18 protein-coding genes are annotated in these 20,212 nt (G+C 49.4%); 10 read left to right on the top strand and 8 right to left on the bottom strand.

Annotation, left to right across the window (positions count from 1 at the left end; all coding sequences use genetic code 11):
• Positions 1–54: 54 nt before the first annotated feature.
• The 3 genes from ACO6V1_RS16230 to ACO6V1_RS16220 all read right to left on the bottom strand — a co-directional run bounded on the left by ACO6V1_RS16230 (position 55) and on the right by ACO6V1_RS16220 (position 3,817).
• Positions 55–1,317 (bottom strand): hydrolase, encoded by a 1,263-nt coding sequence (locus ACO6V1_RS16230; RefSeq protein WP_422450242.1) that lies wholly within the window; start codon positions 1,315–1,317, stop codon positions 55–57.
• A gap of 122 nt (positions 1,318–1,439) precedes the next feature.
• Positions 1,440–2,654, bottom strand: coding sequence for an aspartate aminotransferase family protein (locus tag ACO6V1_RS16225; RefSeq protein WP_422450243.1), 1,215 nt, complete (start codon positions 2,652–2,654; stop codon positions 1,440–1,442).
• Between the two features lie 488 nt (positions 2,655–3,142).
• On the bottom strand, positions 3,143–3,817 hold the full coding sequence (locus ACO6V1_RS16220) for a hypothetical protein (RefSeq protein WP_422467657.1): 675 nt from the start codon (positions 3,815–3,817) through the stop codon (positions 3,143–3,145).
• A gap of 150 nt (positions 3,818–3,967) precedes the next feature.
• Here ACO6V1_RS16220 and ACO6V1_RS16215 point away from each other — a divergent pair, with 150 nt between their 5' ends.
• Positions 3,968–4,228 carry a DUF2061 domain-containing protein gene (locus ACO6V1_RS16215; RefSeq protein ID WP_422467655.1) on the top strand — a complete coding sequence of 87 codons (261 nt, stop codon included), beginning with the start codon at positions 3,968–3,970 and terminating at the stop codon, positions 4,226–4,228.
• Here ACO6V1_RS16215 and ACO6V1_RS16210 read toward each other — a convergent pair.
• Positions 4,200–5,066, bottom strand: a complete 867-nt coding sequence (locus ACO6V1_RS16210; protein ID WP_422462367.1) for a 6-carboxytetrahydropterin synthase — start codon at positions 5,064–5,066, stop codon at positions 4,200–4,202. The genes ACO6V1_RS16215 and ACO6V1_RS16210 overlap by 29 nt on opposite strands.
• Positions 5,067–5,309: 243 nt before the next feature.
• On the opposite strand from ACO6V1_RS16210, the gene bioA reads away from it, so the two are divergent.
• Both bioA and ribH read left to right on the top strand, forming a co-directional pair.
• A complete protein-coding gene (gene bioA, locus ACO6V1_RS16205; RefSeq protein ID WP_422467653.1) occupies positions 5,310–6,599 on the top strand; it encodes an adenosylmethionine--8-amino-7-oxononanoate transaminase in 1,290 nt (429 codons plus the stop codon).
• An 81-nt stretch (positions 6,600–6,680) separates the two neighbouring features.
• Positions 6,681–7,178: a 6,7-dimethyl-8-ribityllumazine synthase gene (ribH, locus tag ACO6V1_RS16200; RefSeq protein WP_422450248.1), complete on the top strand. Its 498-nt coding sequence runs from the start codon at positions 6,681–6,683 to the stop codon at positions 7,176–7,178.
• A 207-nt stretch (positions 7,179–7,385) separates the two neighbouring features.
• Here ribH and ACO6V1_RS16195 read toward each other — a convergent pair whose 3' ends face one another.
• Positions 7,386–8,612, bottom strand: a complete 1,227-nt coding sequence (locus ACO6V1_RS16195) for a dicarboxylate/amino acid:cation symporter (RefSeq protein ID WP_422450249.1) — start codon at positions 8,610–8,612, stop codon at positions 7,386–7,388.
• Between the two features lie 402 nt (positions 8,613–9,014).
• Here ACO6V1_RS16195 and ACO6V1_RS16190 point away from each other — a divergent pair, with 402 nt between their 5' ends.
• The 5 genes from ACO6V1_RS16190 to ACO6V1_RS16170 all read left to right on the top strand — a co-directional run bounded on the left by ACO6V1_RS16190 (position 9,015) and on the right by ACO6V1_RS16170 (position 13,565).
• Positions 9,015–9,290, top strand: a complete 276-nt coding sequence (locus tag ACO6V1_RS16190) for a hypothetical protein (RefSeq protein WP_422450250.1) — start codon at positions 9,015–9,017, stop codon at positions 9,288–9,290.
• A 130-nt stretch (positions 9,291–9,420) separates the two neighbouring features.
• Positions 9,421–10,062, top strand: a complete 642-nt coding sequence (locus tag ACO6V1_RS16185; protein ID WP_422450251.1) for an MBL fold metallo-hydrolase — start codon at positions 9,421–9,423, stop codon at positions 10,060–10,062.
• Positions 10,063–10,081: 19 nt separating this feature from the next.
• The gene (locus ACO6V1_RS16180; protein ID WP_422450252.1) at positions 10,082–10,741 is read left to right on the top strand and encodes an OmpA family protein; all 660 of its coding nucleotides are present in this window, start codon (positions 10,082–10,084) and stop codon (positions 10,739–10,741) included.
• Between the two features lie 403 nt (positions 10,742–11,144).
• On the top strand, positions 11,145–12,608 hold the full coding sequence (gene ptsG, locus ACO6V1_RS16175; RefSeq protein WP_422450253.1) for a PTS glucose transporter subunit IIBC: 1,464 nt from the start codon (positions 11,145–11,147) through the stop codon (positions 12,606–12,608).
• A 432-nt stretch (positions 12,609–13,040) separates the two neighbouring features.
• Entirely contained in the window at positions 13,041–13,565 is a 525-nt protein-coding gene (locus ACO6V1_RS16170; protein WP_422467652.1) for a hypothetical protein, read from the top strand.
• Between the two features lie 29 nt (positions 13,566–13,594).
• Here ACO6V1_RS16170 and ACO6V1_RS16165 read toward each other — a convergent pair whose 3' ends face one another.
• Positions 13,595–15,112, bottom strand: a complete 1,518-nt coding sequence (locus ACO6V1_RS16165; RefSeq protein WP_422450255.1) for a YifB family Mg chelatase-like AAA ATPase — start codon at positions 15,110–15,112, stop codon at positions 13,595–13,597.
• A 268-nt stretch (positions 15,113–15,380) separates the two neighbouring features.
• Here ACO6V1_RS16165 and ACO6V1_RS16160 point away from each other — a divergent pair, with 268 nt between their 5' ends.
• Positions 15,381–18,320 (top strand): hypothetical protein, encoded by a 2,940-nt coding sequence (locus ACO6V1_RS16160; protein ID WP_422467650.1) that lies wholly within the window; start codon positions 15,381–15,383, stop codon positions 18,318–18,320.
• A 210-nt stretch (positions 18,321–18,530) separates the two neighbouring features.
• Positions 18,531–19,241 carry a hypothetical protein gene (locus ACO6V1_RS16155; RefSeq protein ID WP_422467648.1) on the top strand — a complete coding sequence of 237 codons (711 nt, stop codon included), beginning with the start codon at positions 18,531–18,533 and terminating at the stop codon, positions 19,239–19,241.
• A 63-nt stretch (positions 19,242–19,304) separates the two neighbouring features.
• Here the strand turns inward: ACO6V1_RS16155 and ACO6V1_RS16150 are convergent, their stop codons facing one another.
• Both ACO6V1_RS16150 and ACO6V1_RS16145 read right to left on the bottom strand, forming a co-directional pair.
• Positions 19,305–19,664, bottom strand: coding sequence for a hypothetical protein (locus ACO6V1_RS16150; protein WP_422450258.1), 360 nt, complete (start codon positions 19,662–19,664; stop codon positions 19,305–19,307).
• A gap of 29 nt (positions 19,665–19,693) precedes the next feature.
• Positions 19,694–20,212: hypothetical protein (locus ACO6V1_RS16145; protein WP_422467646.1), on the bottom strand; the 519-nt coding region annotated here is incomplete at its 5' end.

The following is a 20,212-nucleotide window of genomic DNA, read 5'->3' as shown; positions in this document are numbered from 1 at the left end:
AGGTCGTCTTCAGAAATGACCGGCTTTTCAGGTTATCCATAACAGAATGAGTCATTAATCGCTCTTTAACCAGTTCATATTTTCTCCCGAGGCGCTGGCATGGGCCAGACTCAATAATAATGCCGCACTGAGCCTGGCTCTTGGCACAAGGCTTTTGACGTTTAAATATTCCTGATCACTGTGGATCGCTCCTCCCTGAACCCCAAGCGTATCGATATTGGGAATCCCGGCTGAGGCAAGGTTGTTACCATCGCAACAACCGCCCGTCGGTTTAATGTCCAGGGGAATACCCAACTCATGCCCGATGTTTTTTGCCAGTGTCAGCAGTTGTTTATTGGCAGGACTGAGTACTTTGGGCTTGCGCGTAAATCCGCCATGCAGTTCCAGTTGAATGCCATCGCGCTGATTGATGCTTTCGATGATCTCGCTCAGCTTTTCCAGGCACCACTGTTCATCATCCGGCTGTTCCAGGCGGATGTTAAACTTGTGAATACAGCGATCAGGCACGATGTTGGTCGGGCCACCACCATGAATGTAGCCGGGGTTAAAGGTGATCCCGGGTTGTTGACCATTCAGGTCGTCCATGGCGGCAACAAAATCACAGAGGGCACGAATGGCATTGCGCCCCAGGTGATGTTCACGGCCTGCATGAGCCGCTTTGCCATGGCTGACCACGGTAAAATTTCCACTGCCTTTGCGTTGCCCGGCCAGGTTGCCATCGGGAAAGCAGGGCTCGAAGATCATGCCCAGATGGACGTGTTGTGCAGCCTCTTGAATCAGGGGGGCTGAGCCGGGAGAGCCAATCTCTTCATCCGGGTTAAACAGTATTTCCCAGCCGATCTGTTCAGCCCATGGGCTTTGCTCAAGCACTTCCAGCGCCTTGAGCATTACCAGAATACCGCCTTTTAAATCAGTAACCCCGGGGCCATTGATGGTGTCATCATCCAGCCAGCGGACCTTTTGAAAAGGGCTGTCTTCTGGAAAAACCGTATCCATGTGACCGCACAGAAAGACCTGAAGAGGTGCTTCAGGGCGTTTGCGAATTCTTAATGCATCACCTAGTGGGTGCTGAATGATTTCTCCGCTGTCGTTTACCACCTTCCATGGGTTTACAGGTATGCGTTCATGGTCTTTTGATAAGTCAGAGGTCAGGGTCAGGAGCTGTTCCAGCACCTGGTTGACACCGTCACGGTTAAGGCTGCCAGAATTTATTTCTGCCAGTTCAATGGTTCTGGCCAACATTTCATCATGCTGATTATTGAGTAAATCCAGCCAGGGGAGAATTTCAGGGGGAAGGGTTTTTGCTGGCTTAACCATACGACATTCTCATTCTGTTTTTACTTCGGGTATGGAGTGTCAGATCAGGCAGGGTATGCATTCCCACGCGCAGCGCGGGAACGAGAAGTACCTCTGCCGACATGGCGAGGCGTTCAGGGCTCTCAGGCAGAAACCACGGTAGCAACCGCTCGTTCCAGCCGTGCCATACCCTCGTCAATGTCTTCATCAGGAATAATAAGTGATGGTGCAAAGCGCAGGACATTCGGCCCGGCAACCAGCAGCATCAGCCCTTCGTCTGCTGCAGCGGCAAGAATGTCTTTACCCTTTCCGTGATACTTCTCAACCAGTTCAGCGCCAATCAGCAGGCCTTTACCCCGCACGTCAGCAAAGATGCCATATTTGCTGTTAATCGATTCCAGGTGCTTACGGAAGCGGTCATGCTTGTTACTGACGTTAGCCAGCAGTTGTGGGTCATTAATGGTTTTGATCACTTCCAGGGCTACGGCACAGGCCAGTGGGTTACCGCCGTAGGTGCTGCCGTGGGTACCAAAACCAAAACTTTCCGCTACTTTGTTGGTGGTGAGCATGGCACCGATCGGGAAGCCTCCACCAAGGGATTTGGCGCTGGTCAGAATGTCCGGTGTGACACCAAGGCCCATATAGGCAAAGAGTTGGCCGGTTCTGCCCATACCGGACTGGACTTCATCTAAAACCAGCAGGGCATTATGCTGGTCACAGAGCTCTCTGACCCCTTTGATAAATTCAGGGTCAGCAGGAATAACCCCACCTTCACCTTGGATAGGCTCAGCGACAACAGCGCAGGTACGGTCAGACATCAGGGCTTTGAGTGCCTCAAGGTCGTTGTAGGTGGTGTGCAGAACACCGCCGGGAACTGGCTCAAAGCCCTCACAGTATTTCTTTTGTCCACCGACGGTCACAGTAAAGAGTGTTCTGCCATGGAACGATTGGTAGAATGAGACGATCTCATGCTTATCCGGGCCAAAGTTATCGTACGCGTACTTTCTGGCCAGCTTAAACGCGGCCTCATTGGCTTCTGCACCGGAATTACAGAAGAAGATTTTGTCCGCAAAGGTGTTGTTGATTAACTGTTGAGCCAATTCGAGAGCCGGTTCATTGGTATAAACATTACTCAGATGCCACAGTTCTTCACCTTGCTTTTTCAGGGCATCAATCAGGGCCGGGTGGCAATGTCCCAAAGCATTGACGGCGATGCCGCCGGCAAAGTCCAGATACTCTTTTCCTTCCTGATCCCAGATTCGTGACCCTTTCCCACGCACAGGCACCATGGCTTGGGGCGCATAATTGGGAACCATAACCTGATTAAAGGTTGAACGATCGACGGCGTGCTCTAACATGCTATTACCTCCTGGTTATAGTGGGCCCGGGAAATTCCACCGCTTCGGTGATTCTCTGAAGTTCGAACGGCTCATTCCTGTTCGAATAGCTGCTCAAATGGCTAAAGCCCGCTTTTATCATTTATACGAGTAATTCTACACAAGCCTCAAGAGTTTGTACGGGTATATTTTCGTTCTTATAGGTTTCTCCCCTGCATTTTTCTAAACAGGTAATAAAGTACTGGTACTACCGCTAGAGTCAGCAGTGTGGATACCCGCAGGCCGCCAATAATTGTCCAGCCTGTGGGTGACCACACCACCGAGTCGGACAGTGTCAAGGGCCGCAGAGCTGGCAAACGGTTACACCAGCCGCAGGATGACCGGATCTCTGGTTTTGTTGACTTGTTATCGATGCATACATTTCCCGGAAGAACTTCATTCACGAGGGGGTTATGGCATTGAGAGGAAAGGCGTTGGAACCACTCTCAGCAGAGAGTGGCTTTACAGGCTCAGCGAAAGCGCTTGCTGGCAATCTCTGCCTGCTTTAATTCATGCTGAATAGCACCGTAGATCTGCTGAAACTCACTGTCATAGCGAACCAGGCTTTGGCTGAACTCGGGCATTAACTGAGCCATTGACTCGCCGGTATTCTCCGGGAGTGTCTCCGGGATCAGTTTGATCGCTTGAGTTAAATGGTATTCCGTTTGACGGACAAAGGTCATCAGGCGCTCATACTCTGTGCCCATGTTTTGCAGGTCCGGTTTTCCCCCTGAACGGGAAAGTGCCATTGCATCAAATACCTGCTGAAGTCGCACATCATACTCTGCCAGAGCGGCATTCACTTGCTTCAGCTGGCTAACCTGGCTTGCATCCACCGCAGCGCCAACCGGAGCGACAGGGGCTTCCTGAACACTATTGCTGGCATCGATAACGGCCACTTCGGGCTGTTTGCCAAGCGCCATATCCGGGCGAAACGGGTTGGCAGCCGACAGGTTGGCCAGCAGGTTTTCTACTTTATCGAAATCCATCTCCAGCATTTTGGGGAGCTCAGTCAGCTGATTGATATAGCTGGTTTCAACTTTATCCTCGGCAGCCGCCTGGACTGAAGGGCCTATCTGCGGGTCTCTAACAGGGTCGGGTTGGAATGGGCGGTTATTGATCTGATCCGTCAGTGACGACGACATAGCACGTTCTCCTTTTTGGCCATTACCTAAAGATTAGTTGATAGTTTTTTTCTATCGTATTATTTGTGTTGTTTTATTTTAATAATTGATAATCATTCTCATAGAATAAAGCCAGCAACGACGAAATAATTATCAAGGCCGGAGAACACCATGGCTAAAACAGTTTCTTTTGCAGCAGTCCACTTTTGTGTTGCGTTTTCAGTAGGCTACCTGATTACCGGTGATGTTATGATTGGTGGTGCCCTGGCGATGGTTGAGCCTGCCGTGAATACAGTGGCTTATTATTTTCACGAAAAGGTCTGGAATCGATCTGAAAAGACCAGCCCAAAGACTGCCGACACAGCTTTCAACCCGCTGAAGGCTCTTAATCAGCTGAGGGCTCTCAACCCACTGAAGGCTCTGAATGCATAGCAATAGCTCCCTTATTCAGACCTTCAAAAGCGACGACCCGGATGGTTTTACCTGGCTTTCGCTCCGCCAGAGAGCGGGCAATATGGCTGGCAAGCAGTTCAACCGTGGAATCGGTATCGATGATATAACAGTGAGCACTTGGCAGGCTGAGTTCGAAGTAACCTTGTTTGGCCGTGTAGCTGAATCGGTAATGATCCAGGTTGTTGTCCGTGAAGGAGTCCTTTAGATCCTCTTTTGTGGCTACATAGATGTCACGCCACTTTGCTGCCCACCATGCCTCCAGCGCTTGATCCCGCTGTTCATCGACAAAAACCTGAATCTGTGAGCGATGGCCATGGGCAATCCGCTGGCAATCCCCATCGTGTTTCTTCAACCCATGGCTGTAGTGATAGTAAGCCCCGCCAATCTCCTCAGGGTATAGCCTGAGTTCAACCCTGGTAACATTGTCTGGCAGCTCCTGTTGTACGGCATCCTCCAGAAAGGGGGTGAGTAACTCCGGAGTGATCGTTTCGGCATCCACCAGCAACACAGCCTGTGCCGGTGCTGAACAGGTAATCTCCCCACGACGTGATTTGAAGCTGACAACTAACTGATCTTTGTTATGGGTAATGGAAGTTGCTTCTGCCTTCAGGGGAACCAGAAGGCGGTGATCCGACAGGCTGTCCAGTAAGGCTTTAACCTGTTTCTTTACATGGCCAAAATCAAACACCATGCCCTGATGATCAAGCTCACCACCTAGCACCACATCCACAAGCCAGGTTTCACCCACCAGTCCTCGCGTTGGACAGAGGTAACTGAAGTCCAGGGTAGTCAGCTGGTTTACGAACAGAGCCTGCATATTACTTCCACAATCAATAATGGTGAATGGATTTGAAAATCATCTGATTTTGGAACGAACTATTCAAATTATCCACAGGGGCAGAGTAGGCCAGGATCCCGAAAACAGCCATAAGCGAACTCATGCACATATATGGGCCTGATAAATTGATGGGTATAAAGTACTGTTTACGCTTGCTACAGAACAGCCCCGCGATTATCTTTTCCTACCGAAAAGGTCAATACGTATCAAAAGGAGTCAGGCTTGAGCCCTGTTATAACCCCGGAAGAGCTGGTGTTTGACGCCGAACATATCTGGCACCCCTACAGTAAGACCATTAATCGGGTGGATATGTTTCCGGTGGTCGGGGCCGAAGGTGTCTATTTGCACCTGAATGATGGTCGCCGGGTTATTGATGGCATGTCTTCCTGGTGGTGCATGGTGCATGGCTATAACCATCCTGAAATGAATGCGGCACTGAAGCATCAGATTGATGATTTCTCCCATGTGATGTTTGGTGGCCTGACCCATAAACCGGCGATTGACCTGGCAAAAAAACTGTTAGCCATGACCCCGGAACCGATGCAAACGGTGTTTTTTGCCGACTCCGGCTCTGTGGCTGTTGAAGTCGCCATCAAAATGGCCATGCAATACTGGATTGCCCGGGAGCGACCTGAAAAAAACAAGATGCTGACCGTCAGGGGCGGATATTACGGCGATACAACCGGTGGCATGTCTATTTGTGACCCGGATGGCGGCATGCATCACTGGTTTACCGGAATTCTGCCTCAGCACTATTTTGTCTCCCGCCCTGAGTGCCGTTTTGGTGAAGCTTTGGCAGAGAGTCATATTAATGAGTTGCGGCAGATGCTGGACCAACGGGGAAGCCAGCTGGCGGGGGTGATTATTGAGCCCATTGTCCAGGGAGCCGGAGGCATGTATTTTTATTCCCCGGAATATCTGGTGCGCCTGCGCCAGCTGTGTGACGACTATGAAGTTCTGCTGATTCATGACGAAATTGCCACAGGGTTTGGTCGTACCGGCAAGCTGTTTGCCTGTGAGCATGCTGGCGTTGTTCCGGATATCATGTGTGTCGGAAAGGCTCTGACGGGTGGTTACATGACGATGGCGGCAACCCTCTGTTCAGAGCAGGTCAGCCGCACTATTTCTGAACACGGTCCGTTTATGCACGGCCCCACCTTTATGGCCAACCCACTGGCCTGTGCTGCCGGTAATGCCAGCCTGGAGATTTTATCCAGAGGCGAATGGCATGGTCAGTTGACGGCGATTGAACAAGCGCTCAGGGATGGCTTGATGCCTTGTGTTGACCTGCCTGCTGTTGCTGATGTCCGGGTGCTGGGTGGTATTGGGGTCGTGGAGTTGCAAGAACCGGTGGTGATGTCTGAAATCCAGCCATTGTTTGTTGCAGAGGGCGTTTGGGTCCGGCCTTTTGGCAAGCTGGTGTATGTGATGCCGCCCTACGTCATTTCCAGAGATGAGCTGAAAGCACTGTGTCGCGCTATTTGTCGGGTGCTTCATCGTGTTAGCCGCTGAACCGGTTTGCCGCAAGAGCAGTAGCCAGCTAACTTTCATTTTCACACTATTATTTAACCGTAACTTAAAGGAGTATTCCTGATGGGCGCTGGCCTTCCTAAAACCCCGGAACAGTTCCACAAAATTCCCCATGCACGACTGGCGATTATCGGCAGCAGTTGGCACAGTGACTGTGTCGATGCCATGATTAACCGGGCTCAAAAAGAGCTGCTGGCACTGGAGGTCAAGCCGGAGAATATCTCAATTCACAAAGTCCCGGGCTCACTGGAACTGCCGCTTGCGGCACGAATTCTGTTTGAAAAAGACCCTGAGCTGGATGCTATCCTGGCGTTTGGTGTGGTTCTGAAAGGGATCACCAGTCACGATGAAATGGTACTTCATGGTGTATTTGAAGGTTTTATGGATGTCACAGAACGCTTCGGAAAACCTGTGATCAATGAAGTGATCGGAGTAGATAGCGTTGAGGACGCGCAAAAAAGAGCCGGTGATGATCACATGAACAAGGGCGTAGAGGCAGTCTACGCAACCTCTGAACTGTTGCACTGGATAAACCAGATTAAAGGAGATAAAACTTATTGAACCTGGTACAAGGTTTCAAGGCAATTGATGGGTTCCATCTATTATTGCCCCCCAAACTCCGTTCGTCCTGAGCGGAGTCGAAGGACGCAAACTCCATACCCTGATAAAGACTGTGCCAATCACCCTTCGTCCGTTCATCCTGAGCCGAGTCGAAGGGTGCTCAGGGTGAACGGAGATTGTGCGCATCAAACTCATTGAAAGGATGTACTAAGTCGGATCACTGCCATTGTGGTCCACCTGGCTCTCTCCCTCTGCCAACCCCATAGCGGGTAACAGGTCTGCGTTCACCATAGCGGTTACACAAGAGTCTGACCACACGTTAATGGCACTCTCGAGCATATCAATCAACGCATAAAACGGCAGAATAATAACCAGCAGTTGCAGTGGTACTCCCATCGCGGCAAGAAATGCGCTGGATAACATATAACACCCCATGGGCACACCGGCATTACCAATGGCGGCAATACTGGCAATGACGATCCATGAGAGTAACTCCAGGGGTGAGAACATGACGCCATTACTTTGTGAAACAAACAGAACCGTTATCAATATGAAAGCAGCACAAGCGTTCATATTGACAGTAATGCACAAAGGGAGGCTGAAACGGGCCACTTTACTCTGAACCCCCATGTTTTTTTCAGCGCAATCAACCGCATAGGGCAGAGCCGCCGCCGACGATTTGGCGAAAAAAGCCACGGTTAGCGCTGGCCACATGGCTCTCATGGTTTGCCAGGGAGAAATGCCTTTGAATTTCAGCAACAGCGGCAACATAAGGCCAGCCTGTACGATATTGGCCAGCACCACGCACAGCAGATAAAGAACAAGGTCCTGGAGAACCTTCTGACTGTGCAGATCGTGGATAAACTGGTTAACAAATGCCCAGACCGCCAGAGGCATAAGTTTCAGGATCAGGCCGGTCATCTTCATGATGGCAGCAAACATACTGTCAAAAAAGGCATGCAAAACAGCCTTGTGCCGTTTTTCCAGAGCCATAATGGCAGCACTGAGCAGAAGGGCCAGAAACAACACGCCCATCACATTATGAGTGTAAAAGGGCTCGATAAAACTGGCAGGAATCACGCCGAGCAGATAAGACCAATAACTGCCAGAGGGGCCTGAAGGTTCGGTGGCTCCGGCTAATGCATCAGCCTTTCCCGCCGGAGCAATGAATAAGTAAAGGACCAGGGCAACAGTAGCGGCAATCAGGGTAGTGATCACCGTGTATTTCAGAACCTGACCACCCAGGCGTTTTACCTCTGACGCTTCGCCCATTCCGGACAGAGTGGAAACCAGGGCAAAAAAGATAATGGGGAGGCTGATCAGTTTCAGCATGCGTATAAACAGGTCGGATACCACATCACCGGCCTGATTGAGTGCATTCAGGTCAAGCCATCCGGTGATAACTCCGAACAGTCCGGCTATGAGTAGAATCATAGTGCCATTTATAATGGGTTGTTTTTCCGTGTTTTTGTTACCTGGCTGCATAGCTTTTGGGGTCTGTCTACTGGATTGAACTCTGAGAATAGACACGATTTTTACGGGTTATTATTTTGTTTTGGTATTTACATAGTCACTATTGGTAGAGATAGCTTTATTCCTCGGACAGGCTCCTAGTCAGATTGACTGTTATTTGGTCGGCTTTATGGGGGCAGTTTGACTGACTTCATTTATTAATTTAATGAATAATTTTTCGCTCAATTATTTTTGCGGTGGAATATTCTTTTGGTACTTATGACCAGTTTTTTTTTGACTACACTACCTACCTCAAAGGCCCGTGCAGCTGAACACTAATGATTCCATAAAGTGACGCCTGCTGAATTACTGAGGAGTAGTAACGTGTTGAGACAAATCCACTTTTCACTATCCATCGCTGAGCCAAGGCCCGGGCTGACCCGAAAAAAATGGATCTATCATAAATATTCCCTGATCCCGGAGGTCTTTTCCAAAGAGGATTCAGATGATGCGGATGAGTACATACAGGAATGGAACTTTCCCCATCCCGGGCAGAAAGCATTTCTGCGGGTTGATCCTGCTGGCCTGGTCAATGCCAGTGTGGCTCTGATGCAGAAAATGAGACTTCAGTCAGGGAGGCGAACCTTTTCAAGGTTGTGAGATGCTGCGATCTAAATAAGCCGTTCGTGATTATTGCTGGCCATGGTAGCCCACTGCATATAAGGAAAGACCCGACAGAAAAATAATATTAGAATCCTGGCCGAACATAGCAAACTACTGTGAAGGTCAAATGACAAACCAACCAGCCTTTATCCGGCAGACTTTCCCTGTTGGGCCTCTGCAATGTAACTGTACAATTATTGGTGATCCGGTCACCCGTAAGGCATTTGTCGTAGATCCCGGTGGCGATCCTGACATTATTATGACCAAGCTCCGGGAGCTGGATCTACAGGTTGTCGCGCTTATCCACACCCATGCTCATCTGGATCATTTCCTGGCCAGTGGCGACATCAAAAAACAGACCGGTGCGCCCATCTATCTCCATCAGGGGGATAAGTTCCTCTGGGACAACCTTGAAATGCAATGCCGTATGTTCGGTGTTCCTTATAGCCCGGTTCCAGATCCTGATTACTGGTTAACAGATGATGAAGAACTGCCGTGCTGTGAAGGTGTGGCCATGCACACTCCGGGGCATACGCCCGGCTCCATGTGTTTCTGGTTTGAACAGCCAAAGCTTCTGATCGCCGGGGATACGCTGTTCCGCCGGTCAATTGGGCGAACAGACTTGTGGGGCGGAGACTACAAAGCCATTGAACGATCGATCAAACAAAGACTCTATACGCTGGACGAAGAAGCCATTGTGGTCACCGGACACGGTCCTGATACCACAATAGGTGAAGAAATTCGTGAAAATAGTATTATTCGCGGCTGATTTGCTTAGGAAAACCATTATGTCATTGAAAAGATTATTTGCCGTTGCCACCCTGTTGATGGGGTCTTTGCTGGCAGGCTGTCAGACAACCAATCCCTACACCGGTGAACAGCAGGCCAGCAAGTCAACCAAGTATGGCCTTGGTGGTGTTCTGGCGGGTGCTGCGATTGGTGCTATCGCCGATGGTGGTGATGGTGCACTGAAAGGTGCCATCATCGGTGGTGCGGCAGGTGCCGGTTATGGCCATTATCTGGATCGACAGGAAAGAGTACTGAGAGCAGAGCTGGAGGGAACCGGCGTACAGGTATACCGCCAGGGTGATGAGCTGAAACTGATTATGCCATCCAATATCACTTTCGACTCCAGCAAATCCGATATCAGATCGGCTTTCTATCCGGTGCTGGGTTCTGTGTCGAAAGTGTTCAGGGAGTACGACCGTAACATGATCGAAGTGGTTGGTTATACCGACAGTACCGGAGGGGATAAGATAAACGTACCTCTCTCCCAGGACCGGGCTGACAGTGTTGCTAACTATATTGCTTTTCAGGGGGTCAGCGGTGACCGCATTGTTGCCTATGGCCGTGGCTCTTCAGACCCTATTGGCAGCAATAAAACCGCTGAAGGTCGTGCCAAAAACCGTCGTGTAGAAATCAACCTTCTTCCCGTCCAGCCGCGATAAAAAAGAGTCGGAGCTCCCCTGGCGATTGCACAGGGGAGGGCGCGAAAGGTAGAGTGCTTTTTTGAAAACACAAAGGACGCGAAGAGCACGAAGTCTTTGAAAAGATGACTTCGTGAGCTTGGTGTCCTTTGTGGTTTAAGGCTTGTGTCACTTTCGCGACAACCTTTCTTGCTAATAGCCAATTGGGTAACGACTTCGGTATGGTGCTCGAATCAGCTCAACTTTTTATAAAAGAATAATAAAAAAGTGCCTTTAGATAACAGAAAGTCGATCGTTTTTTGATCTAAGTCAGTTCATAAGGTAAGCAAATGTATCAAAATCTCGCGCCCAAATTCAGATGATCAGAGCTGTCTTGGCAACGTTTTTATATTTTTTTTAAAAAACGGCAACTAAAGGTAAACAGGTGCAAAAAGCATTCTCCCTTCTACAAAAAATCGGGCGCTCGCTGATGCTGCCCGTGGCAATTCTGCCCGCTGCCGGTATCCTGCTGGGGGTAGGTAGTGCAAACTTTTCAATCTTTCCTGAAATCTTGAACCATATCATGGCTCAGGCGGGGGGGGCTGTTTTTGGTAATCTGCCTCTGCTGTTTGCTATCGGCGTGGTACTCAGCCTGACGGATAACGATGGTGTTTCTTCTCTGGCAGCGATTGTAGGCTATGTGGTTCTGCTCGCTACCATGGGGGTTATGGCCAACACTCTGGGTATCGAAACCAAAACCATCATGGGTATCGCTTCTATTGATACCGGTGTGTTTGGCGGCATCCTGGTGGGTATTCTGGCATCGGTCATGTTCAACCGCTTCTATAAAATCCAGCTGCCTGAGTACCTGGGCTTTTTTGCGGGCAAGCGCTTTGTGCCGATTATCACCGCTTTTGCTGCTATCGTGATGGGTGTGGCGCTGAGCTTTATCTGGCCACCCATCGGTAATGCCATTGATGCTTTTGGTAATTACGCCGTTGAAGGTAATCCTGTGACCATGGGCTTTGTCTATGGCTTTATCGAGCGTCTGCTGATTCCATTTGGTCTGCACCATATCTGGAACGTACCTTTCCAGTCTCAGATGGGTGAGTTTGTCACTGCTTCTGGCGTTGTGGTGAATGGTGACATTCCACGTTTCTTTGCCGGTGACCCGACTGCTGGCTTCCTGGCGGGTGGCTTCCTGTTCAAAATGTTTGGTCTGCCAGCGGCGGCGATTGCCATGTGGCGCAGCGCGAAAACCGAAAACCAGAAAGCGGTGGGCGGTATTATGATGTCTGCGGCTCTGACCTCTTTCCTGACCGGTATTACTGAGCCTATCGAATTCTCCTTCCTGTTTGTTGCGCCAATCCTGTACGGAATTCACGCACTGCTGGCAGGTATCGCATTTGTGATCACCAACTTCTTCGAAATCAGAATGGGCGGCTCGTTCTCCCACGGTCTGATTGACTACGCCCTGTCATTCAGCATTGGTACCAAACCAGCCATGATTCTGGTATGGGGCCTGGCTTACGCGGCGCTGTATTACACCGTGTTCACGCTTGTCATCAAGATGTTCAACCTGCGTACACCGGGTCGTGAACAGGAAGCAGAAACCGGGAATACTGCTGAAGCTGGCAGTGAGCTGGCCAGAAAATTGTTCATCGCTTTTGGTGGTCAGCGCAATATCAAGAGCATTGACGCCTGCATCACCCGTCTGCGTGTCACTGTGGATAAGCCAGAGAATGTGGATGTTGAAGCCATCAAGGCTCTGGGTGCCACCGCTGTGCTGGTGGTAGGCCAGAATATGCAGGCCATCTTTGGTCCACGTTCTGATCAGATCAAGACCGAGATGAACGAGCTGATGAAAAGTGGTCAGGCTCCGGAAACCGGCGAACTGGCCCTGGCCTGATAGTTAAGCTCGATAAAAGAGCAGTAAATGATTGTCTTTGCAGCCGTGCCCACGTTTATCGTGGGCACGGTTTTTTTTATTGGCAGGAAGGATAAATTACCGGTTTGTGGAGTCTAATGGGCGGCTAAATAACATAACTTATGTCTAGGAGCCTGTCGGACTTAAGCGTCCGTAGCGAGGATTGCGAGAAATTGAGGATAAAAATTTCTGCTTCTGAGGAGAATAGCGGGGCTATTTGACGAAGAAGTAGGAATTTTTAGACCAATTTATCGCAACCGCAGTAGGACAGTCTTAAGTCCGACAGGCTCCTGGCAGTTAAGAGGAGTGATTTCCGTGGAGGCAAGATCCGCAAGTTATGACCTTTGGCCTACACAGGACAGGTCTCGTGAGGACTCAGTTCAAGGGCGTTCTGAGGAAAGAGGCTCGGGTTTTATGCGGCGTATAAAAAGGATTTTCTGTCCGTGCTGTGTGCGTCAGCCAGAAATATTTGACCTGGTGGTTCCTGGCCAGGCACCGCTTCGTATAGATCTTCGCAATGAGCCTCAGCTACGTGACCGGCATATTGCTCAACTTGTCTCAGAGTGCATGCCCGGTAACGCTATGGATAATGACCGCCTGCAGATGACCAATGCAGTTATTGAGGGCTTGGTGGCGAATATGATCCGGGAAAGGGCCGATGTCGGCCGACAGGCTTCTACGGAGGAGAGTAAGCCGGAGTTTGTAGGGATTCTTGAATCAAATATTGTTCCGTTCAATGAGATACCCGAACTACCGGCTGAGATATCCCGGGAAGGGATATCTAAAGAGTGTTGTATTGATTTGGGAGAGGTTGATGATCCTGTTCTCTGTAATAAGCAAACATACAGTTATCAACTCTTGGCAAAGCATTACATTAATAGTCTTGGCGAGGATCCCGTAGGGAATCCCTTAAATTGGCAAGAGGTTTACCGCTTATAAGGTTGGGTAATTTCAGCAGAAAATGAAAACTATTCCAGTGACTGACGATCCAACTGCCGATATTGCAGGGCTTCGCCCAGATGTGGGCTTTGCACCGAGGCACTGCCAGCAAGGTCGGCAATGGTTCTGGCCACTCGTAAAATCCGATGCAGCCCTCGGGTTGATATTTGCAGTTGCGCGGATGCCCTGGTGATCAGCTCTTTCTCCTTTTCACCCAGCGCACAGACTTCAAACAGCTCCCTGGACGACAGTTGGCAGTTGATTTTTCCCTGTCTGACCTGCTGTCTCTTCCGGGCGTTGATCACCAGCTCTCTCATCTGTTCTGAACCGGTTTCATCGTTGTTCTGAACAGCAGGCTCCATCATGGTTTGGATAGTCTGGGATGGCACCTCAATCTGAAGGTCAATACGATCCAGTAATGGCCCGGATAATTTGTTCCGGTAGCGTCTGATCTGGTCCGGTGAACACCGGCAGGTTCGCTGACTGTCACCCAGGTAACCACAGGGGCAGGGGTTCATGGCACCAACCAGCTGGAATCGGGCTGGAAAACGCTCCTGACCTTTGGCCCTGGTGATGACTACCTCACCATTTTCCAGGGGCTCTCTGAGTATTTCCAGGGCCGCGCGGGCAAACTCCGGCATTTCATCCAGAAACAGAACACCATGATGGGCAAAAGAGATCTCCCCCGGTTGCGGTATGCTGCCACCGCCCACCAGGGAAACCGATGAAGAGGAGTGGTGCGGTGTGCGAAAAGGGCGCTGCCAGAGGGTATCCATGGAGCTGGATGTGAGTGAATGAATTGCGGCCACATCAAGGGCTTCGCTCTCTGTCAGCGGTGGCAGCAATCCGGGCAGACGACTGGCCAGCATGGTTTTCCCGGTACCGGGTGGACCAAAGAGGAGCAGGTGATGCGAGCCGGTAGCGGCAATCAGTAACGCTCTTTTGGCTTGCTCCTGACCCCGGACATCCGCCAGGTCTGGATAGTTTGTTGTAAAACTGTTTCGGTCGGGTTTTGCCGGTTCAATCGGCGTCTTTTCCAGCAGGAAAGCGCAAACCTCCGGGAGACTGCGGGTGCCAATAATCGTGACGCTGCTGACCATGGCGGCAACAGAGGCATTCTGCTCAGGAAGAATCAATGCCCTGTTGATGTCTTTGCAGGCTAATGAAGCAGGAAGCACCGCCCGGACAGGGCGAAGATGACCAGAAAGCGCCAGTTCACCAAGAAATTCCCTATCTTCAAGAGCCTCACCCGGCAGTTGTCCCGAAGCCACCAGAATGCCCAGGGCAATGGGCAGATCAAAGCGACCGCCTTCTTTCGGGAGGTCGGCCGGGGCTAAATTCACCGTGATGCGACCATCGGGAAATTCAAAGCCACTATTAATAAGTGCACTGCGCACCCGGTCTTTACTCTCGCGAACCGCCGCTTCCGGCAGGCCGACAATATTCAAACCGGGCAGGCCCTGGGAAAGATGGACTTCTACCGAAACCGCAGGTGCACGTATGCCCTGATTTGCCCGAGTGTAAACCTGCGCCAGTGTTGAAGGCATTGTTATTATTGACCGATTAAACAACGTTAATGGATCAAAGATAGCAGCTTATGAAAGAGTTACTGTGTAATTTGCGCCATTCAAACATTCAACAATGTTAATCAGGAACTTCTTTGCATCGTAATAGTCAGATCGAATAAAAGTTTACATTTACAGCATCCAGGTGGATAAAAAATAAGTCTATTAAAAGCGTCGAACTATGAATACGGTTGATTGCTGCAGAAATGCTTTACCAGCGAAGAAACAAAAAAAAGATACGCAAACAGCGGTGTCCAGTTCATCTGATGATAGTGACAGTCACTGGTTCATCACGTCTTCTGCCTTTACCAATGTCGCTTCAGCCGAAATTGGAGCGGGAGTAATACAGAAGGCATTTTCATCCACTGCGGGGTTACTGAAATCAACAGAGGCAAAACAACCCGGGCTACCTCGCTCTGTTGCTATTCAACCTTCTGCTGACCCTTTTATTGATGGTCCTGCCCGTCCTGTATCTGGCCATCAACGCCAGTTGCTTGCCTGTTATTTACAGCTGCCAGAGGAAATAACCAGTAAAGAAGAGTTTAACCAAAGGATAAAATTTTCCAGTTGGCTGAGTAGAGCCTGGGTGCTTCAACATACCCGGGTAGAGGTTCTTAAGAGTGTGCTGACGGCTGACCTGGTCAAAGACTATGAATTGTATCTCCAGGATTTGCCTCCGGCTGCAATCACTGAAGCCCTTGCCCGGGAGTGCCTGAAAAAAAATGTCGGGCTGGAGTGGTTTTATCAAAATCTCCCGGCCCGGTTGAAAACCCGTTCATTTAATAAATTTTGCCTTCGGATCGGTGCTCTGCCAGTCAATATCGCCTCTGATTATGTCCGGTCAGTTCAGTTTCCTGATCTGGTGGCGACTTGTCCGGATACCCTGAAGTATGTGCCCCCCGAGCATCAAAATTATCCCCTGTGCCTGGAGGCGATCAAAAAAAAACCCAAGTTAATTGAGTTTGTGAATCCTTGTGCGACGTTTTACCCCGAATTATGTTCCATGGCGGTACAGAAATTAAACTTTCTCTGCAACTCTATTTCAGAATCGGTAGCAGATCAGCTGATTGATCAATTGGGAATTACTGATTTGGAGGATATGCCGCAGTCTTTACGTACGTATCAGCGCTGCGTTAAGGCTATCAGGCAAACTGACCTGTTGAATCAGTTTGATTTTATCCCTCGCCAGATATTCCTGGAGCACCCGGAGCTGGCCAATGAGGTTTTTCACCGGCAATGGAGTTCTTCGCTCCTGAAGCAATTGCCTGATTCGGCAAAAACAGAAGATTTTTGCCGGCGATACCTGGATAAATGGCCTGGCTCTATTTCCGGGTGCCCCCCATCCCTGATGCGTGCTCATCCTGAATGGGTCGAGCGGGCAATAAGGGCAGGTGATTCAGATCGGGCTTTTCCTGAGTCGTTTCGAACTGTGGACTTGTACCGTCGCATACTGAGAATCTCCCCCTTGAACTGCTCTGTGCCAGAAAAAAAAATTCAGGATCATCCCGATCTTCTGTTCCTGGCGGCCAGCAGTGGCTTATACTCCCTGAAAAAAATTCCAGCTCCGTTAAGAACCATGGATGTCTGCTGTTTGGCCCTTGAGGCTGCCGCGCCAAATTCAAAAACCATAAAGCATGTGCCTGAACCCCTTCGCCACCAGCTACCTTATGATTTATTGCTGGCCATTGCCCCTCAATATCTCCCACAGGACATTCGCCAGGCAATGGTAGCCAGGGGGGATACCTGTATGCCATTGTCCTGCCGACAACGGGGCAAGCCGATAATGCATCGATATATTTTGCTGGAACCGCTGGAGCCGCGACCTTTTGATGAACTCAAGTTTTCCAGCAGTATATTTTTGCAGAAAGCCTTATTAAGCAGTGCTCCGTTTACCCTGCGCAACCTTGCCATGGGGCATGCGCTACAGAAAAGCATTGAGCAGCACTGTTGCCAGCAGAAACAGAGACTGCACCAGGCACAGTTGCCAGTATGGACGGAGCCGTTATCCGGGAATTGTACTGTTTATGGGGGGCGGGCATTAATGATGAACACCCGTACGAAGATATCCCGCATGAAATTTCTGCGCTGCGGGGAGCCATTGAAAGATTTTTTCCGGGAAGAGGCCGTCCACCGTTTTGTCTGGAACCACCGTTGGCTTGGGGGATCGCTGAAAAGTGAAGTACCGAGGCCTGTCGGGTTGAAGCTGGTACCGGTTGAACTGATGCCTGAAGACATTTTTGCTGACTTTCGTTCAAGGCTGGAAACGGTGGTGGTGGACAGCCGGTCTTTTTATCTGACGTATCAATTCACTACACGCAATCAGGATTACAGCACACTGGCTCATCAGAAAGACCCTGACGGTAACAGCACCCGCGCAGAGCAGGGCTTGATTAACGCCAGTTATGACTTGGGGGTGTGGAGCAGCCTGGGCGCTGTGCACACCTCCACGATCCGGGCGTACCATTCGTTTCAAGATAACCGCCGAGAGCTGTTTCTCTGTTTTATGTTTAACCATGCCCGGGCATTTCCAGGAGCATTAACGGCCTGGGACAGCAAGGCTACTGATGAATCGGATTGGGGGTACTCCGGTTTAAGGGATATTGGCGATATGGAATTTTACCCCGGAATCACCAGCTATTTTGATGCCGCTGATACTACTGCTTTTATGCCACCAGGCTTTGATCAGCGTGTGGCATTCATGAACGCTTTTTGTGAAAATATGGTGGCAGCGGTGCTCCATTACGCCAGAATGCATCGGGATGACTCGGATTATCACTATAAGGATGCCAAAGGCCGGGCAAAACTCGGTGCTTTTATTGATCAGGCCATCGGGGCCTTTTTATCCGGACTGATCGGCAGGTCGGTGAAAACCGCAGAGTATTTTGAATCGCCGGAAATCTTCCAGCAATGGCTGGAAAAAACCACGGCAGAAACCACATTATGGACTGCCCGGCAGGATCTGAATTCTGATTGTTTTGCCCGCAGTATTAATGAAAACAGGTGTTATCCAGCGGAAGTCTACCCAGATCAGAAAATTAATTATCGCCGATACCAATACCCTGAGGATTTCACCAGTAATGGCCAGGATAACCTGGGTAATAATCATGGTCAGTTTGGGTTGACACTGCTGATTCGGGGCCTTTATCAGGTCGCTGCGGTGCTGGCTGTTGAGCTCGGTGGTGGCCAGTGAAGCGGTTTATGCCTTTGTTGAACTGAGCATTAAGGACATATTCTTGTCAAAACTCTGTCATTAGTCAGTGGTTTATCGAGGCAGCACATTACTAACTCATTGCATAAGCTCATTTTGTGAGGACTGCAAGTCTCGCTAATGTTGTGGTTATTCAATGATCTAAACTCTGAAGAGTTATTCATTAATCGTTCACGGAGAGAGCAGATGTCGATGAATGTTAATAATTCTAATGCTGCAGCTGTTAATAATTTAACGACTGAGGCTCCTGTTGCTGATGTTAAGGGGAGCTTTAAAGGAATCCCGGTCACAAAGGCAGATGTTCTCAATCAGCTTCCGGAGGCAAAAGGAGAGGGGCCTGGTAATAAGTCAATAAAGGATTTTGAGAGTATTACCGCTCTTTCTATGAATGAGGTGAGTAGTCTCCTTAAAGGCAATAAGATCGAGATGCAAACCATTCAGGATGCACTGAATAAGTTTGAACTCGATCCTGACGCTGGAAAAAACTACGAACTCATTCACACGTTAAATCAGTCTCTTGATAAATTGGAAACAATGCTTAACGAAAGAGTGACTGAAAGAAATAATATGGTAGAAGAACTATTTGCAGAGGCCGGCACACCTATTAATCAGGAAGATATGAAATACGAAAACCTTCTTGATAACCTGACTAATGAACTGACGAATAAAAGCAGCCAGTTTGATAGTAGCTCGTTGCGTGAAAAAGTAGATAATATTTTTGATCATATTGATAACAAAATAGCACCACTTGAAAAAACAATCAGTGAAACAAAGCAACAGATTGAATCAGAAAACAAAAAACCTCAGGAACTTAAAAAAATGCTGCAAGATGCACAAAATAAAATAATGGAAGAGAGCAGAAAAATGATCGACTTTGTAGGTGATAATATCATTAAGGATTAAGTGAGAAAGAGATCCAGGGGAACTTCAAATCAACCGCAGTAGGTCAGTTAATTCCTGGTCAGCCTACCGTGAGTCTGTATCGGGCATGATCTGCCAGAAGGAAACAACCAAACCGGTGACCTGAAAACTTTCGATCTGAATGGAGCCGCTGCTCGGGCTGAAGCAAAATTTCCAAATCCTGTCTTCTGTTTGCAAACGGCTCCTTTCCAGCCAACTCCCGTCTGCCGTCAACCCGAACAGAATCAGGCTTTGCGAATCCGTTTTAGGAACCACAGCCAGCAGGTAGCCTTCTTGATTGAAACCTACTTTTTCGACGGAAAATTCGATGCGTTGCCTGACCCACTCACCGGCGGGTTCAGCGCAAAGTTCACCAGCAGGTTTACGCTGATAGATATCCGTATGGCCCGCATGATCGTTAAACACAATGGTTTCACCGTTGGGACTGATTTTTGTCACGGACTATGAGGTGTATCAATGCTGCCTCTATTGACCCACTGGCCATCAGCCCCACGACCGAGAATAGCACCCGTGTACCACGAGTTAAAACAGACCAGTGACCTGGCATCCGGTGACAGGTATATCTTACTCATATGCTTGTCCTTATGTTGAGGAAAAACGTCACCCGTTGTCAGTTTCTGTTGCTCAACCCACTCACCATTCCTGCATTCATAAACAGACAGTAAATGCTCTTCGCCGCTCCAGTAGTAGTAGCGATAAAGTTCCGACCACGTACCGGTTACCGATTGCGGGACAAATAAAATATGGTCGGCATGCTGATGACCAAACCAGGCAAAATTATCGTGTTTGATTTCAGCTTTCCTGACCAGGTGTCCATGATCCAGAGCCAGAATATCACTGTAATTATCCGCCTTCCTCTTGATGAGGGTGGGAATATGATTACCCAATAGTTTATGCGAATAGGGATCAAAATTTGTGCTGCCACTGGGTATAAGGGTCAGTGCAGTCCCATT

It is taken from the genome of Endozoicomonas sp. ALC013 (genome assembly GCF_049310205.1).
Classification (GTDB): domain Bacteria; phylum Pseudomonadota; class Gammaproteobacteria; order Pseudomonadales; family Endozoicomonadaceae; genus Endozoicomonas.
The sequence above is the reverse complement of the archived record's forward strand: the minus strand, read 5'-3'. Positions and strand labels throughout refer to the sequence as shown.